The organism is Phreatobacter sp. GW821-FHT04C01, assembly GCF_059420385.1.
The window spans coordinates 1,059,568-1,084,776 of sequence record NZ_JBWKTP010000001.1 but is presented as its reverse complement, the minus strand read 5'-3'; the positions used below and the strand labels follow the sequence as shown (position 1 = coordinate 1,084,776).

At 67.9% G+C, this 25,209-nt stretch carries 28 protein-coding genes; 6 read left to right on the top strand and 22 right to left on the bottom strand.

The genetic code is table 11. The annotated features are described in order from the left end of the window. Positions 1-4: 4 nt before the first annotated feature. Entirely contained in the window at positions 5-883 is an 879-nt protein-coding gene (locus AC07WJ_RS05105; RefSeq protein ID WP_494933423.1) for a branched-chain amino acid ABC transporter permease, read from the bottom strand. A 91-nt stretch (positions 884-974) separates the two neighbouring features. Continuing rightward, the gene (locus tag AC07WJ_RS05100; RefSeq protein ID WP_494933422.1) at positions 975-2,159 is read right to left on the bottom strand and encodes an ABC transporter substrate-binding protein; all 1,185 of its coding nucleotides are present in this window, start codon (positions 2,157-2,159) and stop codon (positions 975-977) included. A gap of 146 nt (positions 2,160-2,305) precedes the next feature. On the opposite strand from AC07WJ_RS05100, the gene AC07WJ_RS05095 reads away from it, so the two are divergent. Beyond that, positions 2,306-2,947 carry a TetR/AcrR family transcriptional regulator gene (locus AC07WJ_RS05095; RefSeq protein WP_494933421.1) on the top strand — a complete coding sequence of 214 codons (642 nt, stop codon included), beginning with the start codon at positions 2,306-2,308 and terminating at the stop codon, positions 2,945-2,947. 64 nt (positions 2,948-3,011) lie between these two features. Here AC07WJ_RS05095 and fabI read toward each other — a convergent pair whose 3' ends face one another. The 3 genes from fabI to fabA all read right to left on the bottom strand — a co-directional run bounded on the left by fabI (position 3,012) and on the right by fabA (position 5,871). Continuing rightward, complete coding sequence (gene fabI, locus AC07WJ_RS05090; RefSeq protein ID WP_494933420.1) at positions 3,012-3,869, bottom strand: enoyl-ACP reductase FabI; 858 nt, start codon at positions 3,867-3,869, stop codon at positions 3,012-3,014. A 197-nt stretch (positions 3,870-4,066) separates the two neighbouring features. After that, positions 4,067-5,293, bottom strand: a complete 1,227-nt coding sequence (fabB, locus tag AC07WJ_RS05085; RefSeq protein ID WP_494933419.1) for a beta-ketoacyl-ACP synthase I — start codon at positions 5,291-5,293, stop codon at positions 4,067-4,069. A gap of 65 nt (positions 5,294-5,358) precedes the next feature. Further along, complete coding sequence (gene fabA / locus AC07WJ_RS05080) at positions 5,359-5,871, bottom strand: 3-hydroxyacyl-[acyl-carrier-protein] dehydratase FabA (protein ID WP_494933418.1); 513 nt, start codon at positions 5,869-5,871, stop codon at positions 5,359-5,361. Between the two features lie 217 nt (positions 5,872-6,088). Between fabA and irrA the strand changes: the two genes are divergently transcribed. Further along, positions 6,089-6,604, top strand: coding sequence for an iron response transcriptional regulator IrrA (irrA, locus tag AC07WJ_RS05075; RefSeq protein WP_494933417.1), 516 nt, complete (start codon positions 6,089-6,091; stop codon positions 6,602-6,604). A 54-nt stretch (positions 6,605-6,658) separates the two neighbouring features. Here irrA and AC07WJ_RS05070 read toward each other — a convergent pair whose 3' ends face one another. From AC07WJ_RS05070 to AC07WJ_RS05055, 4 genes are read right to left on the bottom strand one after another with little or no spacing between them, the layout of a single operon-like run. Then, positions 6,659-7,414, bottom strand: coding sequence for a hypothetical protein (locus AC07WJ_RS05070; RefSeq protein ID WP_494933416.1), 756 nt, complete (start codon positions 7,412-7,414; stop codon positions 6,659-6,661). A gap of 40 nt (positions 7,415-7,454) precedes the next feature. Continuing rightward, positions 7,455-8,999, bottom strand: a complete 1,545-nt coding sequence (locus tag AC07WJ_RS05065) for an acetolactate synthase large subunit (RefSeq protein ID WP_494933838.1) — start codon at positions 8,997-8,999, stop codon at positions 7,455-7,457. Between the two features lie 32 nt (positions 9,000-9,031). Beyond that, a complete protein-coding gene (locus tag AC07WJ_RS05060; protein ID WP_494933415.1) occupies positions 9,032-9,346 on the bottom strand; it encodes an NIPSNAP family protein in 315 nt (104 codons plus the stop codon). Between the two features lie 48 nt (positions 9,347-9,394). Beyond that, entirely contained in the window at positions 9,395-10,174 is a 780-nt protein-coding gene (locus AC07WJ_RS05055; protein WP_494933414.1) for an SDR family NAD(P)-dependent oxidoreductase, read from the bottom strand. A 195-nt stretch (positions 10,175-10,369) separates the two neighbouring features. Between AC07WJ_RS05055 and AC07WJ_RS05050 the strand changes: the two genes are divergently transcribed. Then, the gene (locus AC07WJ_RS05050; protein ID WP_494933413.1) at positions 10,370-11,962 is read left to right on the top strand and encodes an OpgD/OpgG family glucan biosynthesis protein; all 1,593 of its coding nucleotides are present in this window, start codon (positions 10,370-10,372) and stop codon (positions 11,960-11,962) included. 25 nt (positions 11,963-11,987) lie between these two features. Here AC07WJ_RS05050 and AC07WJ_RS05045 read toward each other — a convergent pair whose 3' ends face one another. From AC07WJ_RS05045 to AC07WJ_RS04990, 12 genes are all read right to left on the bottom strand, one after another. Then, positions 11,988-12,956, bottom strand: coding sequence for a tripartite tricarboxylate transporter substrate binding protein (locus tag AC07WJ_RS05045; RefSeq protein WP_494933412.1), 969 nt, complete (start codon positions 12,954-12,956; stop codon positions 11,988-11,990). A gap of 119 nt (positions 12,957-13,075) precedes the next feature. Further along, complete coding sequence (locus AC07WJ_RS05040) at positions 13,076-13,357, bottom strand: Rdx family protein (protein WP_494933411.1); 282 nt, start codon at positions 13,355-13,357, stop codon at positions 13,076-13,078. 69 nt (positions 13,358-13,426) lie between these two features. Continuing rightward, positions 13,427-14,137 carry a class I SAM-dependent methyltransferase gene (locus tag AC07WJ_RS05035; RefSeq protein WP_494933410.1) on the bottom strand — a complete coding sequence of 237 codons (711 nt, stop codon included), beginning with the start codon at positions 14,135-14,137 and terminating at the stop codon, positions 13,427-13,429. Positions 14,138-14,264: 127 nt separating this feature from the next. Continuing rightward, positions 14,265-15,002, bottom strand: a complete 738-nt coding sequence (locus AC07WJ_RS05030) for a hypothetical protein (RefSeq protein WP_494933409.1) — start codon at positions 15,000-15,002, stop codon at positions 14,265-14,267. Further along, a complete protein-coding gene (locus tag AC07WJ_RS05025; RefSeq protein ID WP_494933408.1) occupies positions 14,999-16,087 on the bottom strand; it encodes a CobW family GTP-binding protein in 1,089 nt (362 codons plus the stop codon). Before AC07WJ_RS05025 ends, AC07WJ_RS05030 begins: the two co-directional genes overlap by 4 nt. Positions 16,088-16,153: 66 nt before the next feature. Next, a complete protein-coding gene (locus tag AC07WJ_RS05020; RefSeq protein ID WP_494933407.1) occupies positions 16,154-17,104 on the bottom strand; it encodes a metal ABC transporter solute-binding protein, Zn/Mn family in 951 nt (316 codons plus the stop codon). Positions 17,105-17,126: 22 nt separating this feature from the next. Continuing rightward, positions 17,127-17,993 (bottom strand): zinc ABC transporter permease AztB, encoded by an 867-nt coding sequence (aztB, locus tag AC07WJ_RS05015; protein WP_494933406.1) that lies wholly within the window; start codon positions 17,991-17,993, stop codon positions 17,127-17,129. A gap of 14 nt (positions 17,994-18,007) precedes the next feature. Continuing rightward, positions 18,008-18,745, bottom strand: a complete 738-nt coding sequence (gene aztA / locus AC07WJ_RS05010; protein WP_494933405.1) for a zinc ABC transporter ATP-binding protein AztA — start codon at positions 18,743-18,745, stop codon at positions 18,008-18,010. Positions 18,746-18,771: 26 nt separating this feature from the next. Beyond that, complete coding sequence (locus AC07WJ_RS05005; protein ID WP_494933404.1) at positions 18,772-18,963, bottom strand: hypothetical protein; 192 nt, start codon at positions 18,961-18,963, stop codon at positions 18,772-18,774. A gap of 178 nt (positions 18,964-19,141) precedes the next feature. Further along, complete coding sequence (gene sciP, locus AC07WJ_RS05000; protein WP_038301404.1) at positions 19,142-19,417, bottom strand: CtrA inhibitor SciP; 276 nt, start codon at positions 19,415-19,417, stop codon at positions 19,142-19,144. Between the two features lie 190 nt (positions 19,418-19,607). Continuing rightward, positions 19,608-20,264 carry a flagellar hook assembly protein FlgD gene (locus tag AC07WJ_RS04995; RefSeq protein WP_494933403.1) on the bottom strand — a complete coding sequence of 219 codons (657 nt, stop codon included), beginning with the start codon at positions 20,262-20,264 and terminating at the stop codon, positions 19,608-19,610. Between the two features lie 13 nt (positions 20,265-20,277). Then, positions 20,278-21,486 carry a flagellar hook-length control protein FliK gene (locus tag AC07WJ_RS04990; protein ID WP_494933402.1) on the bottom strand — a complete coding sequence of 403 codons (1,209 nt, stop codon included), beginning with the start codon at positions 21,484-21,486 and terminating at the stop codon, positions 20,278-20,280. 411 nt (positions 21,487-21,897) lie between these two features. Here AC07WJ_RS04990 and otnK point away from each other — a divergent pair, with 411 nt between their 5' ends. Genes otnK through AC07WJ_RS04975 form a run of 3 tightly spaced genes read left to right on the top strand, consistent with a single transcriptional unit; the run spans position 21,898 to position 24,595 of the window. Continuing rightward, positions 21,898-23,154, top strand: coding sequence for a 3-oxo-tetronate kinase (gene otnK, locus AC07WJ_RS04985; RefSeq protein WP_494933401.1), 1,257 nt, complete (start codon positions 21,898-21,900; stop codon positions 23,152-23,154). After that, positions 23,151-23,807, top strand: coding sequence for a 3-oxo-tetronate 4-phosphate decarboxylase (gene otnC, locus AC07WJ_RS04980; RefSeq protein WP_494933400.1), 657 nt, complete (start codon positions 23,151-23,153; stop codon positions 23,805-23,807). Before otnK ends, otnC begins: the two co-directional genes overlap by 4 nt. 5 nt (positions 23,808-23,812) lie before the next feature. Continuing rightward, on the top strand, positions 23,813-24,595 hold the full coding sequence (locus tag AC07WJ_RS04975) for a hydroxypyruvate isomerase family protein (protein WP_494933399.1): 783 nt from the start codon (positions 23,813-23,815) through the stop codon (positions 24,593-24,595). Between the two features lie 192 nt (positions 24,596-24,787). Here the strand turns inward: AC07WJ_RS04975 and AC07WJ_RS04970 are convergent, their stop codons facing one another. After that, a complete protein-coding gene (locus AC07WJ_RS04970; protein WP_494933398.1) occupies positions 24,788-25,183 on the bottom strand; it encodes a nuclear transport factor 2 family protein in 396 nt (131 codons plus the stop codon). Positions 25,184-25,209 lie beyond the last annotated feature (26 nt).

Genomic DNA, 25,209 nt, shown 5'->3' with positions numbered 1-25,209 from the left:
TGGCTCACACCCGCTTCTGGATCTTTTCGCCGAACAGGCCCTCGGGGCGGAGCGCCAGCACCACCAGGACCAGGATGTAGCCGGCAATGTCGCTGAAGCCCTCGGGCAGATAGAAGCCCGCCAGGCTCTCGCAGATGCCGAGCGTGATGCCGCCGACCACCGCCCCCGGCAGGCTGGAGAAACCGCCGATGATGGCGGCCGGAATGGCCTTCAGGCCGAGCAGGCCCATATTGACGTGGATGAAGGCGATGGGCGCGAGCAGCAGGCCTGCGATCGCGGTGATCGCACCGGCGATCGCCCAGACCAGCGTCGAGATCGAGCGCGTCCTGACCCCCATATAGGTCGCCGCCAGCTGGCTCTGCGACACCGCCTGCATGGCGAGGCCGGCGCGGGTCCGCCGGAAGAAGACGAAGAAGCCGCCGACGATCGCAACCGTTGCCGCGATGACCGCGAGGTGATCGGCCGACACGACGATGGACCCGACCCTGAGCACCGATCCGCTGAGCGGCGTCGTGATCCTGACGGTCTCGCCCGACCAGGCCGGGACCATCAGCGCCACCGAGCGGATGCACAGGCCGAGGCCAATGGTGACGACCAGCACGGCGAAGGCCGGCTCGCCGACCATCGGCCGGAGGAAGACCCGCTCCAGCGCCGCCGCCAGCGCCGCCGTCGCGGCGATTGCCGCGATCGCGGCCAGCCAGAGCGGCAGCGCATAGATCGAGATGAAGGTGAAGCCGAGAAAGGCGCCGATCATCATCAATTCGCCGGCGGCGAAATTGACGGTTTCGGTCGCCTTGTAGATCAGCACGAAGGCCAGCGCGATGAGCGCGTAGACGCATCCGACCGAGACGCCGGACACGATCTGCTGGAGGAACTGGGCCAAGGGGCACCACCTGCCGGTTGGATCAAGAGGCTGGGAATGGCATGAGGCAGCCCGGCCCCCGCCGGGCCGGGCCTGACGTCTCGGCCGCCGGTCAGTTCATCTGCCGGATCAAGGTCCAGGCGCCGTTGCGCACCTGCAGGGCAAAGGTGGCGCTGGAACCGAGGCGCTGCTGAGGCGTGAAGGTCATCCGTCCAAAGCCCGCGCCGACCGGAAAGTCGCGAACCTGCTCCATGCCGGCGACGAAGCTGTTTATGGTCAATTGGCGGCCGGCATGGCGCGCGCCTTCGGCGAACAGCATGACCGCGGCATAGCCGGTCAGGAAGAAGTCGTCGGGATTGTCGGTCCGCCCGCTCCGCTCCTTGAAGCGGCGGATCGCCTCGGCGACCTTCGGTTCATCGGTCACCAGCGGAATCGGCAGCGACGGGGTAAAGCCATAGAGCCCTTCGGCCGCCTTGCCGGCGAGCGCGATCACCGACCGCGCCACGCCGCCCTGCGGCGCGAACAGCGGCACGTCCCAGCCGATCTTCTCGCGCTCGAGAGCGGCAGCCGCCGTCTCGCGGGTGATGGTTCCCAGCATGACGACGTCGCAATTGGCGGCCCGCATCCTGGCGAACTGCGCGCTGAAATCGGTCGCGCCGCGCTTGTAGGTGGTCTTCTCGACCAGGGCGAGCTTCAGCTCGGCAAGCTTGCGCTCGACCCCGGCCAGCGCCTGCTCGCCGGACTCGTCGTCCTGGTACATCATGCAGAAGCGGCGCTTGCCCAGCTCGTCATGGGCATATTTCGTCGCCGCGCTCATCTGGATGTCGTAACCGGTGACGAACCCGAACGACAGGCGCTGCGGCGGATCATAGACGACCCGCGTCGGCGCGCCCGGAAACAGCATGGGCAAGCCGCGCTCGGCGGTGATCGGCAAGGCCACCTGGGTGATGGCCGACCCCAGCAGGCCGACGATGCCGAAGACCCGGTCGCGGGTCGCGAGCTTCTGCACCGCCAGAATGGCGCGGCGGGGATCGTAGCCATTGTCCTCGACGATCACCCGGATCCGGCGGCCGTGAATGCCGCCCGCCTCGTTGATCATGTCGGCGGCGATCTCGAAGCCGGCTTTCATGGGAACGCCGATGGCCGCCACTGGGCCGGTGAGATCGACCGACGAGCCGAGCAGGATCTCGGTATCGGTGACGCCCGCGGTCTGCGCCGCCGCCGGAACCGCGGCGAACGCCAAGGCAGCGATGAGCGCCGCCGATGCGAAGCGGGACGTGGCCAAGCGTGAAGTCATGATGTCCTCCCTCTGTCGTTTTTTTTGAAGGCTACCAGTGGATCAGCGTATTTACCAACGGGTAAGTTGGGCGCAGAAGGGTGGCCATTCGACAGAGGAGCCTGCTAGGCAGGCGCGCTGCCTGACGCGGCCCGAGGAGCTGTTTCGTGGGGACATCGACATCGCCGATGCGAGCCTCGCCCTTCCTGTCCGCCGAGGACAGGGATCGCGAACGCCGGCAGAAGAAGGAGGCCGTACTGCGCGAGGCCGCCCGGCTGTTTTGCCACAAGGGCTATAGCGAAACACAGATGAGCGACGTGGCGAGCCAGCTCGGCGTCACCAAGCCGACGATCTATTATTACTTCAAGAACAAGGAGGAGGTTCTCGTCGGCTGCTTCGAGGTCGGCTTCGAATTGATCGAGGCGACGCTGAAAACCGCCGAGAACACCACCCGCAGCGGCGCCGAGCGACTGCGCAACGCGCTTCAGGCCTATGCCGAGATCATGACCCAGGATTTCGGCAAATGCGCCGTCCGCGTCTCGATCAGCGGCCTCAGCCAGCAGAGCCGCGAGAGCATCGACTTCCATCGCCGCAGGATCGATACGCGCATCCGCGCGCTGGTCGTCGAGGCCATCAAGGACGGCTCGATCCGCCCCTGCGATCCGAAAATCGCGACCTTCACGATGCTCGGCAGCCTCAACGGCATCGGCCGCTGGCACAAGGCGGATGGCGAGCTTGGCCCCGCGGAGCTCGCGAAAGCCGTGGTCGCCCAGGTCTTTGCCGGGCTCGAGCCTCTGCCTGCGCCTTGACGGGTCAAATCGACGCCTGCGCGAGACCGTGCGCGGAGGCGCCGAACCCGGCCGAGGCCACAGCCTATTCGGCGGCCTGCCCGCGCGAACGGCTGGAAGCGTCTTCCACCGCCTGTTCGGCCGCGTCCAGGGTCTTCAGGGCCTCCGGATGCGGCATGGAGACGATGTTGTAGCCGGAATCGACATAGTGGATCTCGCCGGTCACGCCGGTCGACAGGTCCGACAGGAGATAGAGCGCCGAGCCGCCGATCTCATCGATCGACACGGTGCGCCGGAGCGGGGCGTGACGCTTCTGGAAATTGAACATCAGCCGCGCGTCGGAAATGCCGGCGCCGGCCAGCGTCCGCACCGGACCCGGCGACAGCGCATTCACCCGGATGCCCAGCGGGCCGTAATCGGCCGCGAGATAGCGCACCGAAGCCTCAAGCGCCGCCTTGGCAACGCCCATGACGTTGTAGTTCGGCATGACCCGGGTCGAACCGCCATAGGTCAGCGTCAGGATCGAGCCGCCCGGCTGCATCAGGGCCGCGGCGCGCTTGGCCACTTCCGTGAAGGAGAAGCAGGAGATCACCATGGTGCGCGAGAAATTCTCGCGCGTGGTGTCGGAATAGCGGCCCTTCAGCTCGTTCTTGTCGGAGAAGCCGATGGCGTGAACGATGAAGTCGAGCCCGCCCCAGGTCTCGGCAATCGTCGCGAAGGTCTGGTCGACGGTCGCGATATCCTCGACATCGCAGGGCAGCACCAGCGACGAGCCGATGCTGTCGGCCAGCGGCCGCACCCGCCTGCCGAGCGCTTCGCCCTGATAGGTGAAGGCGATCTCGGCGCCATGGGCAGCGAGCGTCCGGGCGATGCCCCAGGCGATGGAGTGATCGTTCGCCACTCCCATGATCAGGCCGCGACGGCCCTGCATCAATCCCGTCACGCGCTTGCTCCTCGGTTGACGACCGGCCGTGCCACCGCGTTCGACGAGGTGAAGGTGGGGATGTGCGAAACGGTCCGTCCACATGGCCTTTCGCCCTGGGATCCTGATCTTCCCGCATCTTCCACGAGTCTGCGACCGCCCGGTGACATTAAACTCATCACGATTGGATACGAATTATGAAAGCGAACCGCGCCGCCTCAGGCATCGACGTGCTTCATCACGATGGTGGCATTGGTGCCGCCGAAGCCGAAGGAATTGGACAGGACGCAGCCGAGCTTGGCATCGTCGATCCGCTTGCGCACGATCGGCATGTCGGCGACGTCGGGATCCAGCTCTTCGATATGAGCGCTCTCGCAAATGAAGCCGTTGTTCATCATCAGCAGCGAATAGACCGCCTCCTGGACCCCGGTCGCGCCCAGCGAATGGCCGGTCAGCGATTTGGTCGCCGAGATCGGCGGGCTCTTGTCGGCACCGCCGAAGACCTCGCGGATCGCCTCGATTTCCTTGAGATCGCCCACCGGCGTCGAGGTGCCGTGCGGGTTGATATAGTCGACCTTGGCCTTCACGCCCTGCAGCGCCATGCGCATGCAGCGCACCGCGCCTTCGCCCGACGGTGCGACCATGTCGTAGCCGTCGGAGGTCGCGCCATAACCGGCGATCTCGCCATAGATCTTGGCGCCGCGCGCCTTGGCGTGCTCGTATTCCTCGAGCACCAGCACGCCGGCGCCGCCGGCGATCACGAAGCCGTCGCGATTGGCGTCATAGGCGCGCGAGGCGGTGCTCGGCCGGTCGTTGAACTTTGACGACATCGCGCCCATCGCGTCGAACAGTACCGACAGGGTCCAGTCCAGCTCTTCGCAGCCGCCGGCGAAGACGACGTCCTGCTTGCCCCACTGGATCAGCTCATAGGCATTGCCGATGCAGTGGTTGGAGGTCGCGCAGGCCGACGAGATCGAATAGTTGACGCCCTTGATCTTGAACCAGGTGGCCAGGGTCGCCGAGGCCGTCGACGACATCGCCTTCGGCACCGCGAACGGCCCGACGCGCTTTGAATTGCCGCTCTCGCGCGCCTTGTCATAGGCATCCACCAGCGCCCGGGTCGACGGGCCGCCCGAGCCCATCACGATACCGGTGCGCTCGTGGCTGATCTCGGCCGCTTCGAGACCGGCATCGAGGATCGCCTGGTCCATGGCGACATGGTTCCAGGCCGAGCCGCCGCCATGGAACCGCATGGCGCGGCGGTCGAGGATGGTCGCGGGATCGAGCGTCGGCGCCCCCGACACCTGGCAGCGGAAGCCGTGCTCGACGAAGGACGGCGCCAGCGCGATGCCGCTCCTGGCCTCACGAAGCGAAGCCAGGACCTCGTTGGAATTGTTGCCGATGGATGAGACGATGCCCATTCCGGTGACGACGACGCGGCGCATAGGCGGCCTCTTCGGTTAAATGTCGCGGGTATCGTGCCGCGAGGTTGTACTGACGAATCAGGCGATCAAGCGGCGGCGTTGAACAGGCCGACCCGCATGTCCTTGACCTCGTAGATGCGCTTGCCGTCGGCTTCCAGCCAGCCGTCGGCGATTCCGAGCACCAGCTTCGACTTGAAGACACGCTTGAAATCGACGCCATAGACCACCTTCTTGGTGGTCGGCAGCACCATCTCGGAGAACTTCACCTCGCCGACCCCGAGCGCCCGGCCGCGCCCCTGGAGACCTTGCCAGCCGAGATGGAAGCCGGTCAATTGCCACAACGCATCCAGGCCGAGGCAGCCGGGCATGACCGGATCGCCCTTGAAATGACAGGGGAAAAACCAAAGGTCGGGCTTCACGTCGAGTTCGGCCGTGACATGGCCCTTGTTGTTGGCGCCGCCATCTTCGGCGATCGAAGTGATGCGATCGAACATCAGCATGGGCGGAAGCGGCAACTGCGCGTTCCCGGGGCCGAACAATTCGCCCCGCCCGCAGGCGAGAAGCTCTTCATAGGTGAAGCTCGACTTGCGCTCGCTCATTGCTTTGTTTCATCCGCCTCTTGTCGCGGCCCCTCCGCCGGGACCATTGCGGCGCCTCTCTAACACAGGGGTTCGGGTGGGGCAAAAGGAGACGAGATCCGAATTTGGCCTTTCCGGACAGGTCCTTTGACCGGCCGCCGCGGCGCTTCCCAGTTCATCAACCTTCTGCGCTGCGAATGGGTTGCAGAACCGCTGGGGAATTCCTAAAATAGAACCAATGACGATCCGGACACTCATCGACCTCACGCATCACGAGCCGCCCCTTTCGGCGGACGGGAAGTTGTCGGCCCAGGAGCGGGTCAGCCTGCTGCAACGCACGGGCTGCCCGATCCATGACGTGCGCACCATGCTGCGCGAGGTCGGCCTCAGGCCCACCCGCCAGCGCATGGCGCTCGGCTGGATCCTGTTCGCCAAGGGCGACAGGCACGTGACCGCGGAAATGCTGTTCGACGAGGCGGCCAAGGCGCGGGTGCCGGTCTCGCTGGCCACCGTCTACAACACGCTGCACCAGTTCACCGAGGCCGGCCTGCTGCGTGAAATCGCCGTGGACGGCTCGAAGGCCTATTTCGACACTAACCTCGCCGACCACCACCACTTCATCGTCGAAGGCGAGACGACGGTCTTCGATATTCCCGGCCCGCATATCGCGGTCGACAAGCTGCCGCAGACGCCGGAAGGTTATGAGGTCGCCCGCGTCGACGTGATCGTCCGCCTGCGCCGCAAGGAAGCCTGAGCCAAAAGGCTCCGGCACGCCGCTCCTCAAAGACGATCATTCCAACGCCGCCGGTCAATCGCCCGCCGCGAGCGTCGACGCGCCGATGCTCAGTGTCGTCGCCGCGCCGAGGAACCCGAGCGCCTTGGCGAGCCCGGCGGCGAGCGCAGGTGGCCAAAGGCCCGCCGCTTGCCCCAACAGGCCCCCGAGGACGGTTGCCAGCGTCCCGACCACGACGACCACGCAGATGACCGCCGCTGCCCGGGTCGAGGCGCGGTTCAAGGCGCTGGTCGCCTGCGCGAGACCGACGCGCGCGCCGGCCGACGAGCCGGCAAGAGCGGTCGCCGCGATCAGCAAGATCATGATGACGCCGAGCGCCGTGGCGGTCGCCACCGCCCGCGCCAGGATCCACGGCCAGCGTTCGTCGAAACTCGCATCGGCAAGATTGACGGCCAGGTCGATCGCGCCGGTCAGTGCCAGTCCCGCGACCAGCGCCAGCAGGAGCATGCTGGCCGTCTCGAGCGTGATCCGCCAGGCCGCGCCGACGTGATGGCGCGCCGACGGCACGTCGAGACCCTGCTGGACCAGGCGTCGGAGCGTCGCGACATAGGCTCCGAGCATGACCGCCAAATGCAGCGAGCCGAGCACGCCGAGCACCAGCGGCAACTTCCACACCGCCGCCACGCGCAGCCTGATGATCATCTCGGCGACGATGCCGGCGAGCAGCGCATAGGGCAGCAGATGCAGCGCCACCCGCCAGCCCGCATCGACGAGCGCGAGGCCGTAGCGGGCGGCGAAGGACGACGCGGCGGGTGCGGGCAATTCGGTCACGCCCGGATCATCGCTGAATCGCGGGCGTGACGCGACCGGTTCAGCACAGGACCTCGATCAGGAACGGCCCCTTGCGCTTGGCGGCCGCGGCGAAGACGTCGGCGAAGGCCTCGGCCGTATCGACCCTGGTCGCTTCCACGCCCATGCCGCGGGCAAGCGACACCCAGTCCAGGTCGGGATCGCCGAGGGAGAGCATGTCATGCGCTTTCCGGCCCGGATTTTCCGCGCCGACATTGGCGAGCTCGAGCTTCAGGATCGCATAGGTCCGGTTCGCCCAGATGCAGACGACCACGTCGAGCCTTTCGCGCGCCATGGTCCACAAGGCCTGCAGCGAATACATGCCGGAGCCGTCGGCCTGCAGCGACACGACCTTGCGATCCGGGCAGGCGACCGCCGCGCCGACCGCCAGCGGCAGGCCCTCGCCGATGGCGCCGCCGGTCAGCTGCAGCCAGTCATGCGGCGCGGCGCCGTAGGAATGCGGGAAGAAGCCGCGGCCCGTCGTCACCGACTCGTCGACCACGATGGCGTTTTCCGGCATCAGATTGCCGATCACCCCGGCGATCGTATCCGGGTTGAGCGCGCCCTTCGGCAGCTCGGTCCGGCGCGGCGCCGTCAGCAGGGGCTCGGTCTTGGCGGCGCCCAGCCGCTCGGCCAGCCGCTCCAGGGCATCGACCGCGTCCTCGGCCGGGGTCGCCAGCGTCACCACCTCCGCCTCCGGCGGATAGAGCATGGACGGCTTGTTCGGATAGGCGAAGAAGGCGACCGGCGCCTGCGTGCCGACCAGGATCAGATGGGTGATCCCCTTGGTGGCGGCGAGCGCACTGTCAACCGGATAAGGCAAGCGGTCGAGGGCCACGCGGCCGGCGCCGCGCTCCATGCGGGCAACCGAGGTCTGGCCGAGGATGCGCGTCCCGGTCTTCTGCTGGATGCGCGAGGCGAGCGCCGCCGCCTTTTCGCGCACGCCGTCGGTGCCGAGCAGGATCATTGGCTTGCCGCCGGCGAGGATCGCCTTGGCGGCCGCTTCGATGGCGGCCTCGGCAACCTTGGCCGGGGCGGCGGCGGCGGCGACCGGCGCCGGACCCGAGCCGACATTCCAGGCGGTATCAGCGGGCAGGATCAAGGTGGCGATCTGGCCCGGCGGCTGGCTCGCCGCGGTGATCGCGGCGGCGCCGTCGGCGGCGACATCGGTCGCCGAGACCGAGGTCTTCACCCATTGCGACATCGAACCGGCAATGCCCTCGATGTCGGAGGTCAGCGGCGCGTCGTAGACGCGGTGATAGGTCGCATGTTCGCCGACGATATTGACCACGCCGGAACGCGCGCGCTTCAGGTTGTGCAGGTTGGCCAGTCCATTGGCGAGGCCGGGGCCGAGATGCAGCAGGGTCGAGCCCGGCTTGCCGGTCATCCGGTAATAGGCGTCGGCCGCGCCGGTCGCGACGTTTTCATGCAGGCAGAGCACGCAGCGCATGCCGTCGACGCGATCGAGCGCCGCGACGAAGTGCATTTCCGACGTGCCCGGATTGGTGAAGCTCACCGTCACGTCGCCGGCGACGAGGGTGCGCACGAGGCTCTCGGCCCCGTTCATGGACTTGGTCATAAGAGCTCCGGAAACGGCCGTCACTTCAACGGCGAAAAGGCGGTGGGGACGAGGATCCGGTTCTCCATCTTGAGGAGAAGCGGCGTCCCGGTATCGAGATAGGCACCCCAGCCGGGCGCCGTCGCCAGCCTGGCGCGGCGCTGCTCGCGGTCGGCCATGCTGTCATAGCGCCACATGTGGACCACCTGGTTCAGCTCGCCGACCTCGGTGACGAAGAAGCCGATGGGATCGCCGAGGATCGGCCATTGGATCGGCCGGGCCAGGCGCTCGTAGATCTCCAGGAAGGCCTTCACCTTGCCGGGCAGCGTCGTGTAGGTGCGTTCGTCGATGATCATGGCGTGGTCCCTAGTCGAGTTTTCGCTGCCGAGCTATGCCGCGTGCGATTAGACGCCCCGCAGCCCGATGCGATGTCCGCCGTCGACGGTGACCACGGTGCCGGTCATGAACCGGCCGGCTTCGGAGAGCAGCAGCAGCAGCGCGCCGTCGAGATCCTGTTCCTCGCCGAACCGCCCGACCGGAATGTCGCGCAGCATGGTCTGGCCCTTGTCGCTGGTCAGGTAGTCGCGGTTGATGTCGGTGATGACATAGCCGGGCGCGATGGCATTGACCCGGATGCCCTTGAACGCCAGCTCGTAGGCCATGGCCTGGGTGACCTGCGCCACCGCCGCCTTGGAGACCGCGTAGGACGCCGTGCCCTTGCTGACGCCATAGCTCAGGATCGAGGCGATGTTGACGATGGCACCCGGCTTGCCGGCGGCCAGCAGGCGCTGGGCCGCCTCGCGGCCGGTGAAGAACACGCCGTCGAGATTGGTCGCCATCACCGCGCGCCAGTCGGCGTCGCTGGTTTCCACGGCCCGGCCCGGAATGGCGATGCCGGCATTGGCGACGACCGCGTCGACCGTTCCGAAGGCCTGTTCGGCGGCATCGAAAGCCTGCTTGATCGAGGCCGGGTCGGTAACGTCGCCGGCGACCGCGATCGCCTTGCCGCCCGCGGCGCGAATGGCCGCCGCCACGCTCTCGACCTTGTCGGCGCGCCGGGCGACCGCGGCCACCGCCGCGCCATGCTCGGCCAATGCCGCGCAGAAGCGCGCACCCAGGCCCGTGCCGGCGCCGGTCACCAGCGCGACGCGCCCGGTCATGTCGAGAAGATCCCTGGGGGCCATTACGCATCTCCACTGATTGCCGCGGCACACTGGCAAATCGGCGGCCCTGTCTGCAAGCCGGCGACGCGATGAGCTGCGATGCAGATGCATCCGTTTGCGTGTGCCCATATACCTCCCTCTTGACGGTTTCATGCCTTGGGGTCATGACCCCAGGACGCCTCCTTCGGCGTGCGCGTGTTTCTGCCGAGAGGCTTCATGAGTCTGCCGATTTTCGCCCGCCGCGATGCCCTGAAGCTGCTTGCCGCCGCGGGCATCGCCTGGCCCGCCGCCGCCAAGGCACAGACCGGCCAGACCCCGCCTCCGGCATCCGCCACGCCGCAGCCGACCGCACGCTTCGGTTATGAGGACGTGGTGCGCCGGGCCCGTGAACTCGCCGGACTGGCCTATGAGCCGCCGCGGCCGCAATTGCCGCCGGCGCTCACCACGATGAATTTCGATCAGTATCGCGAAATGCGCTTCCGCCCCGAGCGGGCGCTGCTCGGCCAGGCCAATGGCCCGTTCCGGATGCAGATGTTCCATCTCGGCTTCATCTACCGCGACCCCGTGGTGGTGAACGTCATCCGCGACGGCATTCCCACGCCCGTGCCTTATGCCGCGGCATTGTTCGACTACGGCCGCAACCGCTTCGAACGGCCGCTGCCGGTCGATCTCGGCTTTGCCGGCTTCCGTATCCACTATCCCCTGAACGATCCGCGCGTGCAGGACGAGCTCATCTCGTTCCTGGGAGCGAGCTATTTCCGCTTCCTCGGGCGCGGCCAGAAATACGGCCTGTCGGGGCGCGGCATCGCGGTGAACACCGCCGGCCCCGGCCAGGAGGAATTCCCGATCTTCCGCGAATTCTGGGTCGAGACGCCGACCGCGGATGCCGCCTCCTGCACCATTTTCGCCCTGCTCGACGGCGAAAGCCTGACGGGTGCCTTCCGCTTCACTGTGTTTCCGGCCCAGGAAACCGTGCTCGACGTCCACTGCACGCTGTTCCCGCGCCGCGCCATCCCGAAGCTCGGCGTCGCGCCGCTGACGTCCATGTTCTTCTACGCCGAGAACGACCGCCGGGCCTTCGACGACTTCCGGCCGGAACTGCACGATTCCGACGGCCTGCTGATCCATTCCGACACCGGCGAATGGATCTGGCGGCCGCTGCGCAATCCCAAGGCCCCCGAGATCTCGCAATTCGCCGACCGCAATGTCCGCGGTTTCGGCCTGATGCAGCGCGACCGGATTTTCGAGCACTACCAGGATCTCGACCTCAATTACGAGATGCGGCCGAGCTATTGGGTCGAACCGCGCGAGGGTTTCGGCGACGGTCGGGTCGAGCTGGTCGAATTGCCGACATCCGACGAGACCAACGACAATATCGTCGCCTATTGGGTGCCGAGCCGCCCGGTCGAGCAGGGCCAGACCCTGACCTTCGCCTATCGGGTGGTGTCGACCACCAACGAGGCCAGGCTGCATCCCGGCGCCTATGCGCTGAACACCTATCGCACCAAACCGGTCGCGCTCGGCTCGAGCGAGGCGCTGCCAGCCAATGCCGCCCGCTTCATCGTCGACTTCGTCGGTGGCGACCTGGAATATTACCTGACCCAGCCGGACCTGGTGCAGGTGGTGCCCACCGCCTCCAATGCCCGGATCACCCGCACTTTCCTGGTGCCGAACACCCAGACGCGCGGCTTCCGCGCCGGCATCGACGTGATCGGCGAGGCCGGCCAGACGGTCGACCTGCGCGCCTTCCTGCGCACTGGCACCAAGGCGCTGACCGAAACCTGGACCTTCCCCTGGAAGGTCGAGTAGCCGGACAGGAACCGCCCCCCGGAATCTATTCGATCCGGACATTGGCGGCGCGGATGACCGGGCCCCATTTGGCGGCTTCCACGCGCATATAGGCGTCGAATTCCTCAGGCGACGAGCCGACCGGCGTCGCCCCGATCGTCTCGAGCATGCGCCGGACATTCGGTTCGGCCAGGGCCGCGACGATGTCCTTGTGCAACCGCGCCTTGAGCTCCGCCGGCAGGTTGGCCGGCGCCAGCACGCCCCACCAGACGCCCGCCTCGAAGCCCGGATAGCCCGCCTCCGCCGCCGTCGGGGCATCGGGCAGGGCCGGCGAGCGGACGGCGCTGGTGACCGCGATGGGCCGGACCAGGCCGGACTGCACCTGGCCGAGCACCTCGACCAGCGGGTTGATACTCATCGGCAGGTCGCCCGAGATCACCGATTGCAGGGCTTGCGTACCCGACCGGTGCGGGATCGGCGTCAGCTCGACGCCCGCCGAGGAGGCCACCAGCAGGCCGGCGAGATGGGCCGAGGTGCCGAACCCCGAGACGCCGTAATTGAGCCCGCCGGGGCGGCCGCGCGCGCCTTCCAGGAAGCGCTTCAGGTCGGGCGCGGCATCCTTGGCGCTGACGGCGATGACCAGCGGCGACGAGGCGATCTGGGTGATCGGGGTGAAGTCGGCGAAAGTGTCGTAGCCGAGCCTGGGATAGAAGAACTGGTTCAGCGGATGGCCGCTGGCGACGATCAGCAGCGTTTGGCCGTCGGGTGCGGAGCGGACCAGCGCCTGCGACGCGACCTGGCCGCCGGCGCCCGGACGGTTGTCGACCACCGGCTGCTGGCCCCAGCTCTTGGCCAGCGCATCGGCCAATGTGCGGGCGATGACGTCGACCGCGCCGCCGGCGGCAAAGGGCACCAGTATCTGCACCGGCCGCTGGGGAAAGGCCTGGGCCGCCGCCGGCGACGGTTGCGCCGCGAGGCCGATGAGGGCGGCGAAAAGGGCTGCGAGGCGCGCCATGGGCTGTTTCTCCGACAGTCGTCCAGGCGGCGAGGATGGCGAGCGGCGGTCACCCGATCAAATGAGTTCTATGGCTGGACTGCTGAGCCGGGCTCACCCCGGCGGCCATGCCAAACCGGTCATTTCCGGTCGGAATGGCCGAGATCGCGCTCCGGCCAGGCCAGGTCCCTCACCCGCTGCTTCAGCACCTTGGCTTCGGGAAAGCCGCCGTCGCGCTTGCGCTCCCAGATGAGCGCGTCGTTGACCCGCACTTCGAACACGCCGCCGGTGCCGGGGATCAGCGCCACCTCGCCCAGGTCCTGGCCGAAGGACGACAGCAGCTCCTGGCCCATCCAGGCGGCGCGCAGCAGCCAGTTGCACTGGGTACAGTAGAGAATGGCGATGCGCGGCTTGTCGGTCATGGTGTCAGACGATGGCGAGGAAAGGGCGCGCCGTCCAGCGTGACGCGGACCCGATCGGAACCGGTCGGCTCAATTGGCCTTTCGGCGGGCGATCCAGGCCCCCCAGAACAGGCTGGAAAAGAACCGGGTCGGCGCCTCGAAACCCGCGCCGTGCAGGAGCGCGGCGATCGCCTCCTCGGAATGCGGCGGGTCGGCACCCTCGAGGATCTTGCCGAGCTTGGCCTCGATGTCCGCCGGTGTCGCGCCATGCATGCGCCAGCGCTGGCCCCAGGCCGCCAGCAGCAGCGGCTGGCTTTGATAGGCGAAGCGGTTGCCGGCGAGGATGAGCGGCGCGCCCGGCTGCAGCCGGGCCGCGATGGCCTTGAGGATCGCCTGCTTGGCCGCATCGCCGGGCAAATGATGCAGGACGCCGATCAGCGTCGCCGCGTCGAAACGTTCATGGGCCGAGAGGTCGTCGACATAACCGAGATGGAAAGTGGTCCGCTCGGCGAGCCCCTTGGCCTCGACCCGCGCCACCGCCAGCTCCATCATCGGTTCCGACGGATCGACCGCGACGAAGTCCCAGGCCGGCTCGAGCGCGCCCGCCGTGACGATCTCCTGGGCGCCCCCGCCCGCCCCGACCACCAGGACGCGGGCGGCCTGGCCGCTGCCGAGCGCGGCGGCCAGCATGCAGGCCGACAATTCGTGGCAGGCGTCATAGCCGGCCAGGGCAATGCGGCTCTGCTGCTCGTATTCGCCGGCCCGGGAAGGATCGAATTTCGCCGCGGGATCATTGCTCATGTCGGACCGATGCCTCCTGCCACGCAACAAGGACCAGAGCCTGGGCCATTGAGCAATGACCGGCCGGCAGGCCAGCCATCCGGCCACGCCATGTCGGCCCGACGCCGGCCGGCCGAAGCGCTTGCCCTCAGGTCTCCCGGCCCCGGCGCGCCAGCCACCGGTAGCGCAGCTGCCCGGCGATCAGCGTCAGGCCGAGCACCAGGAGATAGCCGCGCATCAGGCCGGTCTGCCAGGCGGCGAGGCCCGGCCGCAGCCCGGCCGCCGGCTGCCGCAGGGCCACCGCGACCGGGCTGATATCGACCTCGCTGGCCATCCTGAAGAAACCAAGCGCGGCGACGAGCGGCATGGCGACCACCAGCGCGATCAGAACCGGCTTCGACCGCTGCGCCCAGGCCAGGCGCCTGAGCGAGATCCACAGGCCGAGGCAGCCATGCAGCCAGCCCGGCGCCAGCAACGCCAGTTGCCAGCCCTCGGACCCGGAGGCGACCAGCAAGGTGACGATGCGGCCATAGCTCGGCGGGATCTCGAAGAAGGCGGCGGAGACGCGGGTCGCCACCACATGGCCGATCAGCAGCAGCGGCAAAGTGAAGCCCGAGGCCAGCCGGACGATTTCGATCGGCGGCAGGTTCCAGTGGCGGCGCAGGAACACCGTGCGCAAGGCCAGGATGAAATGAACCGCGGCGGCGCCATAAAGCAGCACGGTGCCGGGCCGGCTGTGCCAGACGGCCACGGCAAGGCCGAGGCCGCGCTCGGCGAGATCCAGCGAGATCACGCCGAGCGCATGATTGATCAGGTGCAGCGTGATATAGGCGAAAAGCACCAGGCCGGAGGCGAGCCTCAGCCGGCGTATCGCCGTTTCGGTCACGCGACGCAGGCCTCGAAGCCCGATTTGATCTTGTCGATCGGCAATTCGCGGCCGATGAACACGACCCGGCTTTCCCGCGCCTCATCGTCCTTCCAGGCGCGCTGGTGATCGCCGTCGAGGATCATGTGCACGCCCTGGAACACGAAGCGGTCCGGGTCGTCCTTGAACGCCACGATGCCCTTGCAGCGCAGGATCTTCGGGCCTTCGACCTGGGTCAGGTCCTGGATCCACGGGAAGAACTTGTCGGGATCCAGCACCTTGTCGGTCCGGAACGATACCGACTGCATGTCCTCGTCGTGATAGTGCTTCAGGCCGTGGCTCGGATGGTCGCAATCGTCGCCGGTATGGTCGTGATCGTGGTGATGATCGTGGCCGTGGTGGTGGTGATGACCATGGTCATGGCCATGATCGTGATCATGGTCGTGATCGTCGCGCTCGAGGAAGGCCGGCTCGATCTCCAGGATGCGCTCCAGGTCGAAGGCGCCCCGGCCGAGCACGGCGTCGAGCTCGACGGCGCATTTCTGCGTCCGGTGCAGCACCGCATAGGGGTTGATGGCACGGATGCGCGCCTCGACCTCGCGCAGCTGCGCCGGGCTGACCAGGTCGGTCTTGTTGAGCAGGATCACGTCGGCGAAGGCGATCTGGTTCTTCGCCTCCGGCGCGTCCTTCAGCCGGTCCAGGAGCCATTTGGCGTCGGCGACCGTAACCACCGCGTCGAGCATGGTCTTGGCGCCGACTTCCTCGTCGACGAAGAAGGTCTGCGCCACCGGGGCGGGATCGGCGAGCCCGGTGGTCTCGACGATGATCGCGTCGAACTTGCCCTTGCGGCGCAGCAGGCCTTCGATGATGCGGATCAGGTCGCCGCGCACGGTGCAGCAGATGCAGCCGTTGTTCATCTCGAAGACTTCTTCGTCGGCGCCGACCACCAGGTCGTTGTCGATGCCGATCTCGCCGAATTCATTGACGATCACGGCGAAGCGCTTGCCGTGGTTTTCGGACAGGATCCGGTTGAGCAGCGTGGTCTTGCCGGCGCCGAGATAGCCGGTCAGCACGGTCACGGGGATCTTCTGGAGAGCTTCGGTCATGGGTCATCCGTCGGGGGACAAGCGTCGGCAATAGATAGGGTACGCAAGCGCGCTGCAAAAGGCGCGTCAGCTTTGCGCCAATGCACCGCTGATCTGTCGGATATTGTGGCGCATCATGGCGAGATAGGTGGCGGCCGGGCCGTCCGGGCCCGACAGCGCGTCCGAATAGAGCCGGCCGCCGAGGCGCGCGCCGGTCTCTGCGGAAATGCGCTGCATGGCCCGGGGATCGGTGATGTTTTCCATGAACAGCGCGGTGATCCGGCCCTGCTTGATCTGCCGGATGATCTGCGCGAGCTCGCGCGCCGAGGGCTCGGCGTCGCTCGCCACGCCGCGCAGCGCCACGAATTCGATGCCATAGGCCTTCTCGAAATATTGGAAGGCATCATGGGTGGTCAGGATGCGCCGGCGCTCGGCCGGAATGCGCGCCGTCTCGGTCTTGATCTCGGCATCCAGCGCATCGAGCAAGGCCGAGGAAGCGGCGGCGTTGCGGGCGAACAGCTCGGCGCCCGCCGGATCGGCGGCGGTCAGGGCATCACGGATATTGGCGACATAGCGCTTGACGAACAGGGCGTTCTGCCAGGCATGCGGATCGTTCTCATTGTGGCTGTGGCTGTGGCCGCTCCCATGGCCATGCCCATGGTCGTCTTCGGCCTTCAGCGCGGCGACACCGGTGCTCGCGGTGATCACTTTGGCGCGGGTGCCCGACGATCGGATCAGCCGGTTGATCCACCCCTCGAAGCCGAGGCCGTTGACGAAGACGAGCTTGGCCGCGGCGATCGTCCTGGCGTCGGCCGGGCTCGGAGAATAGGCATGGGCGTCGCTGTCCGGGCCGACCAGGCTGGTCACCGCGACCCGCTCGGCGCCGACCGAGCGCACCAGATCGGCCAGGATCGAGAAGGTGGTCACCACCGGCATCGCGCCGGCGGCGGCGGCCGCAACGGGCGCCTGGGCCAGCGCGGTCGAGGCAAAGCCCGGCCCCAGCAGCAGCGTCGGCAAGAGCAAGCGGCGCGTGATCATCCGCGGCATCCTTTTCGCGAGTTCAGGCCTCGCGATGGCGCGCGGGCCAGTAAGTGGGCACCAGACCACCGCGCGGCCCGAACACGAGGGACACCGCATAGACCAGCCCGGCCATCAAGACGATGGAGGGCCCCGATGGCGTCGCCATGTTATAAGATAACACTAATCCCGCATAGCCCGAAACCACGCCGAACAGCATGGCGATGGCGCAGAGCGCCGTGACATCGCGTCCCCAGAAGCGCGCGGCGATCGCCGGAAGCATCATCAGCCCGACCGCCAGCAGCGTGCCGAGCGCATGAAAGCCGGCGACCAGGTTGAGCACCACGAGGCCTAGGAAAACCATATGGGCCGGCGCTCCGGCGCGGCTGACCGAGCGCAGGAAGCCGGGATCGACGCAGTCCAGCACCAGCGGCCGCCAGAGCACGGCCAGCGCGATCAGCGTCACCGTGGTGATGCCGGCGAGCAACAGCAGCGTCGGGTCGTCGAGCGCCAGCACCGTGCCGAACAGCACATGCATCAGGTCGACATTGGAGCCGCGCATCGAGACGATGATGACGCCGAGCGCCAGCGAGATCAGGTAGAAGGCGGCGAGCGAGGCGTCTTCCTTCAGGGCGGTGAAACGGGCGACAACGCCGGCCGCGAACACCACGGCCAGGCCCGCGACGATGCCGCCGACCGTCATCGGGATGAGCTGCAGCCCGAACAGCAGGAAGCCGACCGCCGCCCCCGGCAGGATCGCGTGCGCCATGGCATCGCCCATCAGCGACATCCGCCGGAGCATCAGGAACACGCCGATCGGCGCCCCGCCGAGCGACAGCGCGATGGCGCCGACCAGCGCCCGGCGCATGAATTCGAACTCCACGAAGGGTCCGATGAACATGTCATACATCACGAAACCGGCCCTCAGGCTGCCACGGCGCAAACCGCCGCGTGGTCGTCGAAGGCCTCGGTCATGCGCCGCGCGGCGGTGAGGTTTTCCGCGGTCAGCACGTCGACTGTGCGGCCCCAGGCGATCGGCCGGCGCGCCAGCAGCAGCGCCTGGGGAAATGTCGCGCGCACCGTTTCCATGTCGTGCAGGACGGCCACGATGGTGCGCTTCTCGGCATTCCAGCGGCAGACGAGAGCCAGCAGATCCGCCGTCGTCTTGGCGTCGATGGCGGTGAACGGCTCGTCGAGCAGGATCAGCTGGGCGTCCTGCACCAGGAGGCGGGCGAACAGCATGCGCTGCAATTGTCCGCCCGACAGCGTGCCGATGATCCGGCCCTCGAAGCCCGTCAGCCCGACGGCGGCCAGGGCATGGTCGATCGTGTGGCGGTCGGCGCGCGACAGGCCGCCGAACAGGCCGCTGCGCCGCCACAGGCCCATGGCGACCAGCTCGAACACAGAAATCGGGAAGGAACGGTCGATTTCGGCGGCCTGCGGCAGATAGGCGACCTTGCCGCGACCGGCATCGCTCAGTTCGATCGCCCCGCTGAGCGGGCTGATGGCCCCCGCCAGGCCTTTCAGCAGCGTCGACTTGCCGGCGCCGTTCGGGCCGACGACCGCGAGCATGTCGCCCGCCTGGATCGTGCCGTCGAGGTGATGCACCGCCGGATGGCGATCATAACCGAGGGTGAGGTTGCGAAACCGGACAGCGGACATGGCAGGGGATGACACCGTTTTTCGCCTCAGACCAGAGCCCAGGCAACCAGCGCCCAGAGCACTGCCACGAGACCCACCGCCACCCCGAGCCGCGCCGGCACCGACATCAGCAGCACGGAAACGCCCGATGGGGCCGCCGGCGCCGCGCCATGGCGGTGCGGCGCGGCGGCATGCGCAACGGGGGAATGGCTGTGCGAAGCGTGGACGTGATCGTGCATAACGCGGACCGCAGTTTCAAACGATCTTGTTATAGTATCACAGAAATCATGTCCAGAATGCGCCGGTCCGGCAAGGCCCGGGGCACCATGCCCTGCCCCTCGTCACGCCCGGCCAAACGCCGAAAGCGCCGGCGCCCGGTCGGGCACCGACGTAACGAATGCACGGGGCATTAAGGATTTATTGACGATATTGTTGGATGCGGGTGGTGCGCAGACCAGCAAGACCATGGCGGTCGATGGAATGTTGCCAGTTCAGGAACTCCTCGACCGTCAGCGTATAGCGTTTGCAGGCCTCTTCGAGGCTCAGCAAACCGCCACGCACGGCGGCAACAACTTCCGCTTTCCGCCTGATCACCCAGCGATGGGTGTCGGGCGGTGGGAGATCCGCGATCGTCAGCGGACTACCGTCCGGACCGATCACATATTTCACCCTCGGACGCATGGGTTCGGTCATAGATACTCTCACACAACGCACGCGACTGACCACGTCATGAAGCGAGAGTACCGACCGGGGGTTAAATTTGGCCTAAATGGGATCCGTACAAACAAGCGATCGTTGTAGCTTCTCCGAATCGCCTGCAAACGCGCGAGGACGCGTCCCGGAAATGGCCTCAGGAGAGCGCTCGCCGTCATGGCCCGACACCTCAGAGCGAGATCGTCTTGATCTTGCTGACCGGCACTTTCTGCGTGCCCACGGTCACGGTGACCTCGCTGCCCGAGGTGTCGACCGATGAGACCTGGCCGTTATTGACGACGCCGACCTGTTTGGCATTCGACCCGCTGCCCTGCCACAGCTCCATCGTGTAGGTGCCGGTGCCGACCGGGGAGCCGTCGCTGCGGACATTGTCCCAGGTATAGCTCGACGCGGTGCCGCCGGTGATGCTGGCCGTGGTCTCCTTGACCAGCGTGCCCGCGGCATCCCGGACGCGGATCGTATAGTCGCCCGACGTCGGCGCGGTGAAGGTCCAGGACGTCGACGCCGTGCCGGGCGTCGCCTGGCTCGCGTCGAAGGACACCTTGGTGCCGAGATAACCGAGCGCTGTCGTCGTCTGGCTGTTCTGCGAGTTGGCGATCAGCTTGTCCAGCTTGTCGTTGGTCGCCAGCTGCTGCTCGATCTGGGAATATTGCACCAGCTGCTGGGTGAACTGGTTCGCGTCCATCGGCTGGGTCGGATCCTGGTTCTTCAACTGCGTCGTCAACATCATCAGGAAGGTGTCGAAATTGGTCGACAGCTTCTGCCTGGCGCCGCTCGTGCCCGACGTATTGCTGGCGCCGGAGGCCGATGAGGTTGCGTCCACCATTGCTTCGTTCCTCTCAAATTCGGATATCGACGCCACCGCGGGCTGCGGCGAGACGGGCATAGGTCGCGGCCGAGGCCTGCTGGACGGCCGCGCCGTTGGGATCTTCGACAAGCGTCTGCCAGGTCCGCGTCTGGCCGGGGTTCGACTGGTCGCGCGGCGAGCCCTGATTGCCCTGGTCCTTCAGCGAGAACTCGAGCGAGCCCTCGGAAGCGTTCAGGCCCGCCTGGCTCAAGACCCGCTCCAGGTTGCGCTGGTCACGCTGCAGGAGCTCCAGCGTCTCCGGTTTCTCGGCGACGATCTTCGACTTGACGCGCCCCTCCCGGTCGAGCGTCAGGCTCACCTCGATGCGGCCGAGTTCGGCCGGATCGAGCTTGATGTCGAACCGGGTCGAACCGGCGGAGGCGCGCGCAGCGATGGTGACGGCGAGCGCATGGATCGGCACCACCGAGCCGGGCGCGGCCGTCTGGGCCGCCACCTTCTGGGCGACCTCGCCGACAAAGGACAGAGGACCGGAGGAGGCCGTGCTCGCCGCGGCCGGTGTCTGCGCGTCGGCCGGCGCCGCGGCCCGGGTCTCGGCCGATGTCGGCGCGGCTTGCGGCGCGGCGGCATCGGCTCGGATCTCGGCCTTGGCTTCCGACTTGCCGTCGGTCTTGGCTTCGGCCTTGGGGGCCTCCACCGGCGCGGCATGAGCCGCTGCGGCTGCGGGCGCGGCGTTGGCCGGCGTGGCGGCTTCCGCCTTGGCGGCATGCAATTCCGGCTTGACCGCCTCGGCCGCGGCCGGCGCCGCCTCGGTCAGAGCCGCCGCCAGCGCCGGGCCCTGCCCGGGCGCTTCCGTCGTGGCCTTGGCCGCGGCGGCCGCTGGCTGGCCCGCGGCCGCGGCGTTCGGATCGACGACCGGCGCGGCGTTGCCGATGGCGGCGACGGCCGTCGCGTCGCCCTCGGCGCTCGCGGCATCCGGCGCGGCGGCCGGCTGGCCCGCGACCGGCGCAACGGCCGCCGGCGTTGCGGCCGGGGCCTGCTGTGGCTGGGAGGCGTCGACGACCGCCGCATCCTTGGCAGGGGCGGCATCGTCCCTGGCCGGCGGCGCGGCCTTGGTCTTGTCGTCCGCCTTGGCATCGTGATCGCCGTCGCGTTCGGTCTTTGCCGCCTGGCGCTTCTCGGGAGCCGGCGGCGGGGCGGCGACCGCGTCCTGCGAGGCCGGCGCGACATCGGGGGCGGCCATCGGGCGACGCGGCGGCGGCCGCACGGGTCGCGCGCTCGGACGCGTCTCGTTCCTCTTGTCCTCGGCATCCAGGGCTTCGCTGAACTGCGGCGACGTCGCGTCGCTGGCACCGCCCTGGCCGGATCGGGTGCGGTTGTCACTGCGCGTGACCGGATTCGAGGTCGCGGTCGAAACCGTTCCTGTTGTCGTCGCTGCCACCGCGCATGCCCCCGTCGTCGGACCTGAAGAACCGCCGTCGGATCAGCAAGCTCCGGGCCAGGGGCCCGGCATCGAAAAGCCCAGCAATTTCAGCGAAGCAGCAATGCCGCCCGTTTTTCGCGCTCGGAATCCGCTGCCGGGCCCGGCAAGAATTGCCGGGTCGTCTCAAATAACTAAGATCGCAGCCCCGACCGATTCCCAAGGGCCCACACCATGCTTCTCGGCTGCATCGCCGACGACTTCACCGGCGCGAGCGATCTCGCCAACACGCTCGCCAAGGGCGGCATGGCCACCATGCAATTCGTCGGCGTGCCCTCGGGTGCCGCGCCCGCCGCCTGCGAGGCCGGCGTCGTCGCATTGAAAAGCCGCACCATCCCGGCCGGCGAAGCGATCGCCCAGTCGCTGGCGGCCTGCGAATGGCTGCTGGCTCAGGGCGCCCGCCAGATCCTGTTCAAATATTGCTCGACCTTCGATTCCACCCGGGAAGGCAATATCGGCCCGGTGGCCGAGGCGCTGATCGAGCGGCTCGGCGCCGATGTCGCGGTGGTTTGCCCGGTGTTCCCGGCGACCGGCCGCACGCTGTTCAACGGTCATCTCTTCGTCAATGGCCGGCTGCTCAACGAAAGCGGCATGCAGAACCACCCGCTCACCCCGATGAGCGACCCGGATATTCGCCGCTGGCTCGCCTATCAGACGCAGGGCGAGGTCGGCCTCGTGCCCTACGCGACCGTGCGCGGCGGCAGCGCGGCGATCGCGTCGGCGCTGGCCGCCGAGGCCGCCGCGAAGCGTCGCCTCGCCGTGGTCGATGCCGTGGTCGACGACGATCTCCTGGCCATCGGCGCGGCCATCGCCGACGCGCGGCTGGTCACCGGCGGCTCGGGCATCGCGCTTGGCCTGCCGGCCAATTTCCGTGCCGCGGGCCTGCTCTCCGGCAGCGGCACCAGCTTCTCCCAGGCGCAGGGGCCGGCCGCCGTGCTGTCGGGCTCCTGCTCGACCCAGTCGCGCGCCCAGGTCGTTGCCTACACCGCCAAACATCCGGGCCTGTTGGTGCTGCCCGACGAGGTGATCAGCGGCGCCATGACCACCGGAAAAGCCTTCGACCACGTGATGGGCCGTATCGGGCTTGCCCCCATGGTCTATTCCTCGGCCGATCCGGCCGAGGTCAAGGCCGCCCAGGAGCGCCATGGCACGGCCGAGGTCGCCGAGGCGATCGAAGGCTTTTTCGGCGAGCTCGCGGTGATGCTCGCCGATGCCGGGGTCGAGCGGCTGGTGGTCGGCGGCGGCGAAACCTCGGGGGCCGTGGTCACCGCGCTCGAGGTCGAGCGCTTCCATATCGGGCCGGAGATCGATCCCGGCGTGCCGGCGCTCGCGGCGGAAGGCCCCCGGCCGATCCGGCTGGCGCTGAAGAGCGGCAATTTCGGTGCCGTCGACTTCTACGACAAGGCGCTGGCCGCCCTGGGGACGCCATGAGCGCGGCCTGGACATCGGAGGAAACAACCGCGCGCGAGGGCCTGGTGCGCTGGGGCCGCTCGCTGTTCGAGCGCGGCCTGACACCCGGCTCGTCGGGCAATATGAGCGTCAGGCTCGCCGACGGCTTCCTGGTCACGCCGACCAATTCCTGCCTCGGCTTTCTCGATGCGGCGAGCCTCAGCAGGCTCGATGCCGACGGCAAGCACCTGGCCGGCGACGCTCCGACCAAGGAACTGCCGCTGCACTTTGCCTTCTATGAGGCTCGTGCCTCCGCCCGCGCGGTGGTGCATCTGCACGCGACCTATGCAACCGCCCTGTCCTGCCTCGCCGATGTCGATCCTGACGACGCCATCCCGCCGATCACGCCCTATGTGGTGATGCGCGTCGGCCGTGTGCCGGTCGTGCCCTATACCCGGCCGGGCTCCGCCGACGTCGCGCCCCTGATCCGCGCCACGGCGCCGGCCCATCCGGCGATCCTGCTCGGCAATCATGGCCCGGTGGTTGCCGGCACCAGCCTGGACGCGGCGGTCTTCGCCATGGAGGAGTTGGAGGAGACTGCCAAGCTGACGATCCTGACGCGCGGCATGGCGGTGCGCCACCTCGCCGCGCGGGAGATTGCCGATCTCGAAGCGACGTTCAAATTGAAGGGCTGACCGCCATGCCGCGTTTTTCCGCCAATCTCGGCTTCCTGTGGCCCGACCGGCCGCTCCTCGACCAGATCGAGGCCGCCGCCAGGGCCGGCTTCAAGGCGATCGAGCTGCACTGGCCCTATGACACCGATCCGGCCACCGTGCGCGCCGCTTGCGCCAGGCACGGCATGCAGGTGCTGGGCGTCAATACCGCGCGGGGCGATCTCGCCAAGGGCGAGAGCGGGCTCGGCGCACTGGCCGGCCGGCAGGCCGAGTTCCAGGCGGCCATCGACCAGTCCATCGCCTGGGCGGTCGCGGCCGGCGGCACCTCGATCCATGCCATGGCCGGCCTGGTCGCTCCGGCCGACATTCCCGTCGCCACCGCGGTTTTCGCCGACAACCTGCGGCTCGCCGCCGACAAGGCGGCGGCCCATGGCCTGACCATCCTGCTCGAACCGCTGAACCCGCGCGCGGCCCCCGGCTATTTCTATTCGACGCTGCGCGGCGCCGGCGAGATGATCGCCCGCACCGCCAGGCCCAATATCAAGATCATGTTCGACGTCTTCCATGTCGGCGTCGCCGAGGGCGACATCCTGACCAAGCTGGAATACTGGCTCCCGCATATTGGCCACGTGCAGATCGCCGCCGTGCCGAGCCGGGCCGAACCCGACGAGGGCGAGGTGCATTTCCCGGCGGTCTTCGCGGCCCTCGACCGGCTCGGTTATGCCGGCTGGGTCGGCGCCGAATATCGGCCGCGCGCCGGCACCGACAAGGGCCTGGCCTGGGTAAGGAAGCTCGGCGTCACGCTTTGACGGGACGCGGGCGTGTCCGATCGCCGGCGAGAGGAACCACCCACGATCGACCGCCGGCACACCGTTTTTCACTGCGTCATGGCCGTGCTTGTCACGGCCATCCACGTCTTCTCAGCCAAGGCAATACGTGGGTGGCCGGCACAAGGCCGGCCATGACGGACCGGGTGGTGAAGCCGGGCGTCCCGGCGCCGCTCACGCCCGGGCGATCGCCTGGGCGAAGGTGAAGCTGTCGGGATAGATCTCATAAGCCGCGACGCGGCCGTCTTCGAAGCGGAACAGATTGGCGGCGCGCACCTGCATCTCCTCGCCGGTCGCGCGCACCCGCCAATGGCCGTCGAGCACCAGCGCGACGGCGTCCGGCGTTTCGATCTTTTGGATCGTCGTCATGGACACGATCTCGAGATGCTCGGCGACCCGCTTGAAAAAGGTGATCACCTTGGCACGGCCTTGCCACAGGCCGGCCCAGGGCACGACCCCGACCGGGCCGTTCCAGCGGACGCTGACGTCCTCGGTGGTGACGGCGGCCAGTGCCCCGGCATCGCCGGCCTTCAGCGCTGCGTACCAGCGATCGAGAATCTCGGAGCTCATCGCGGTTTCATGCCCACCAAAACAAA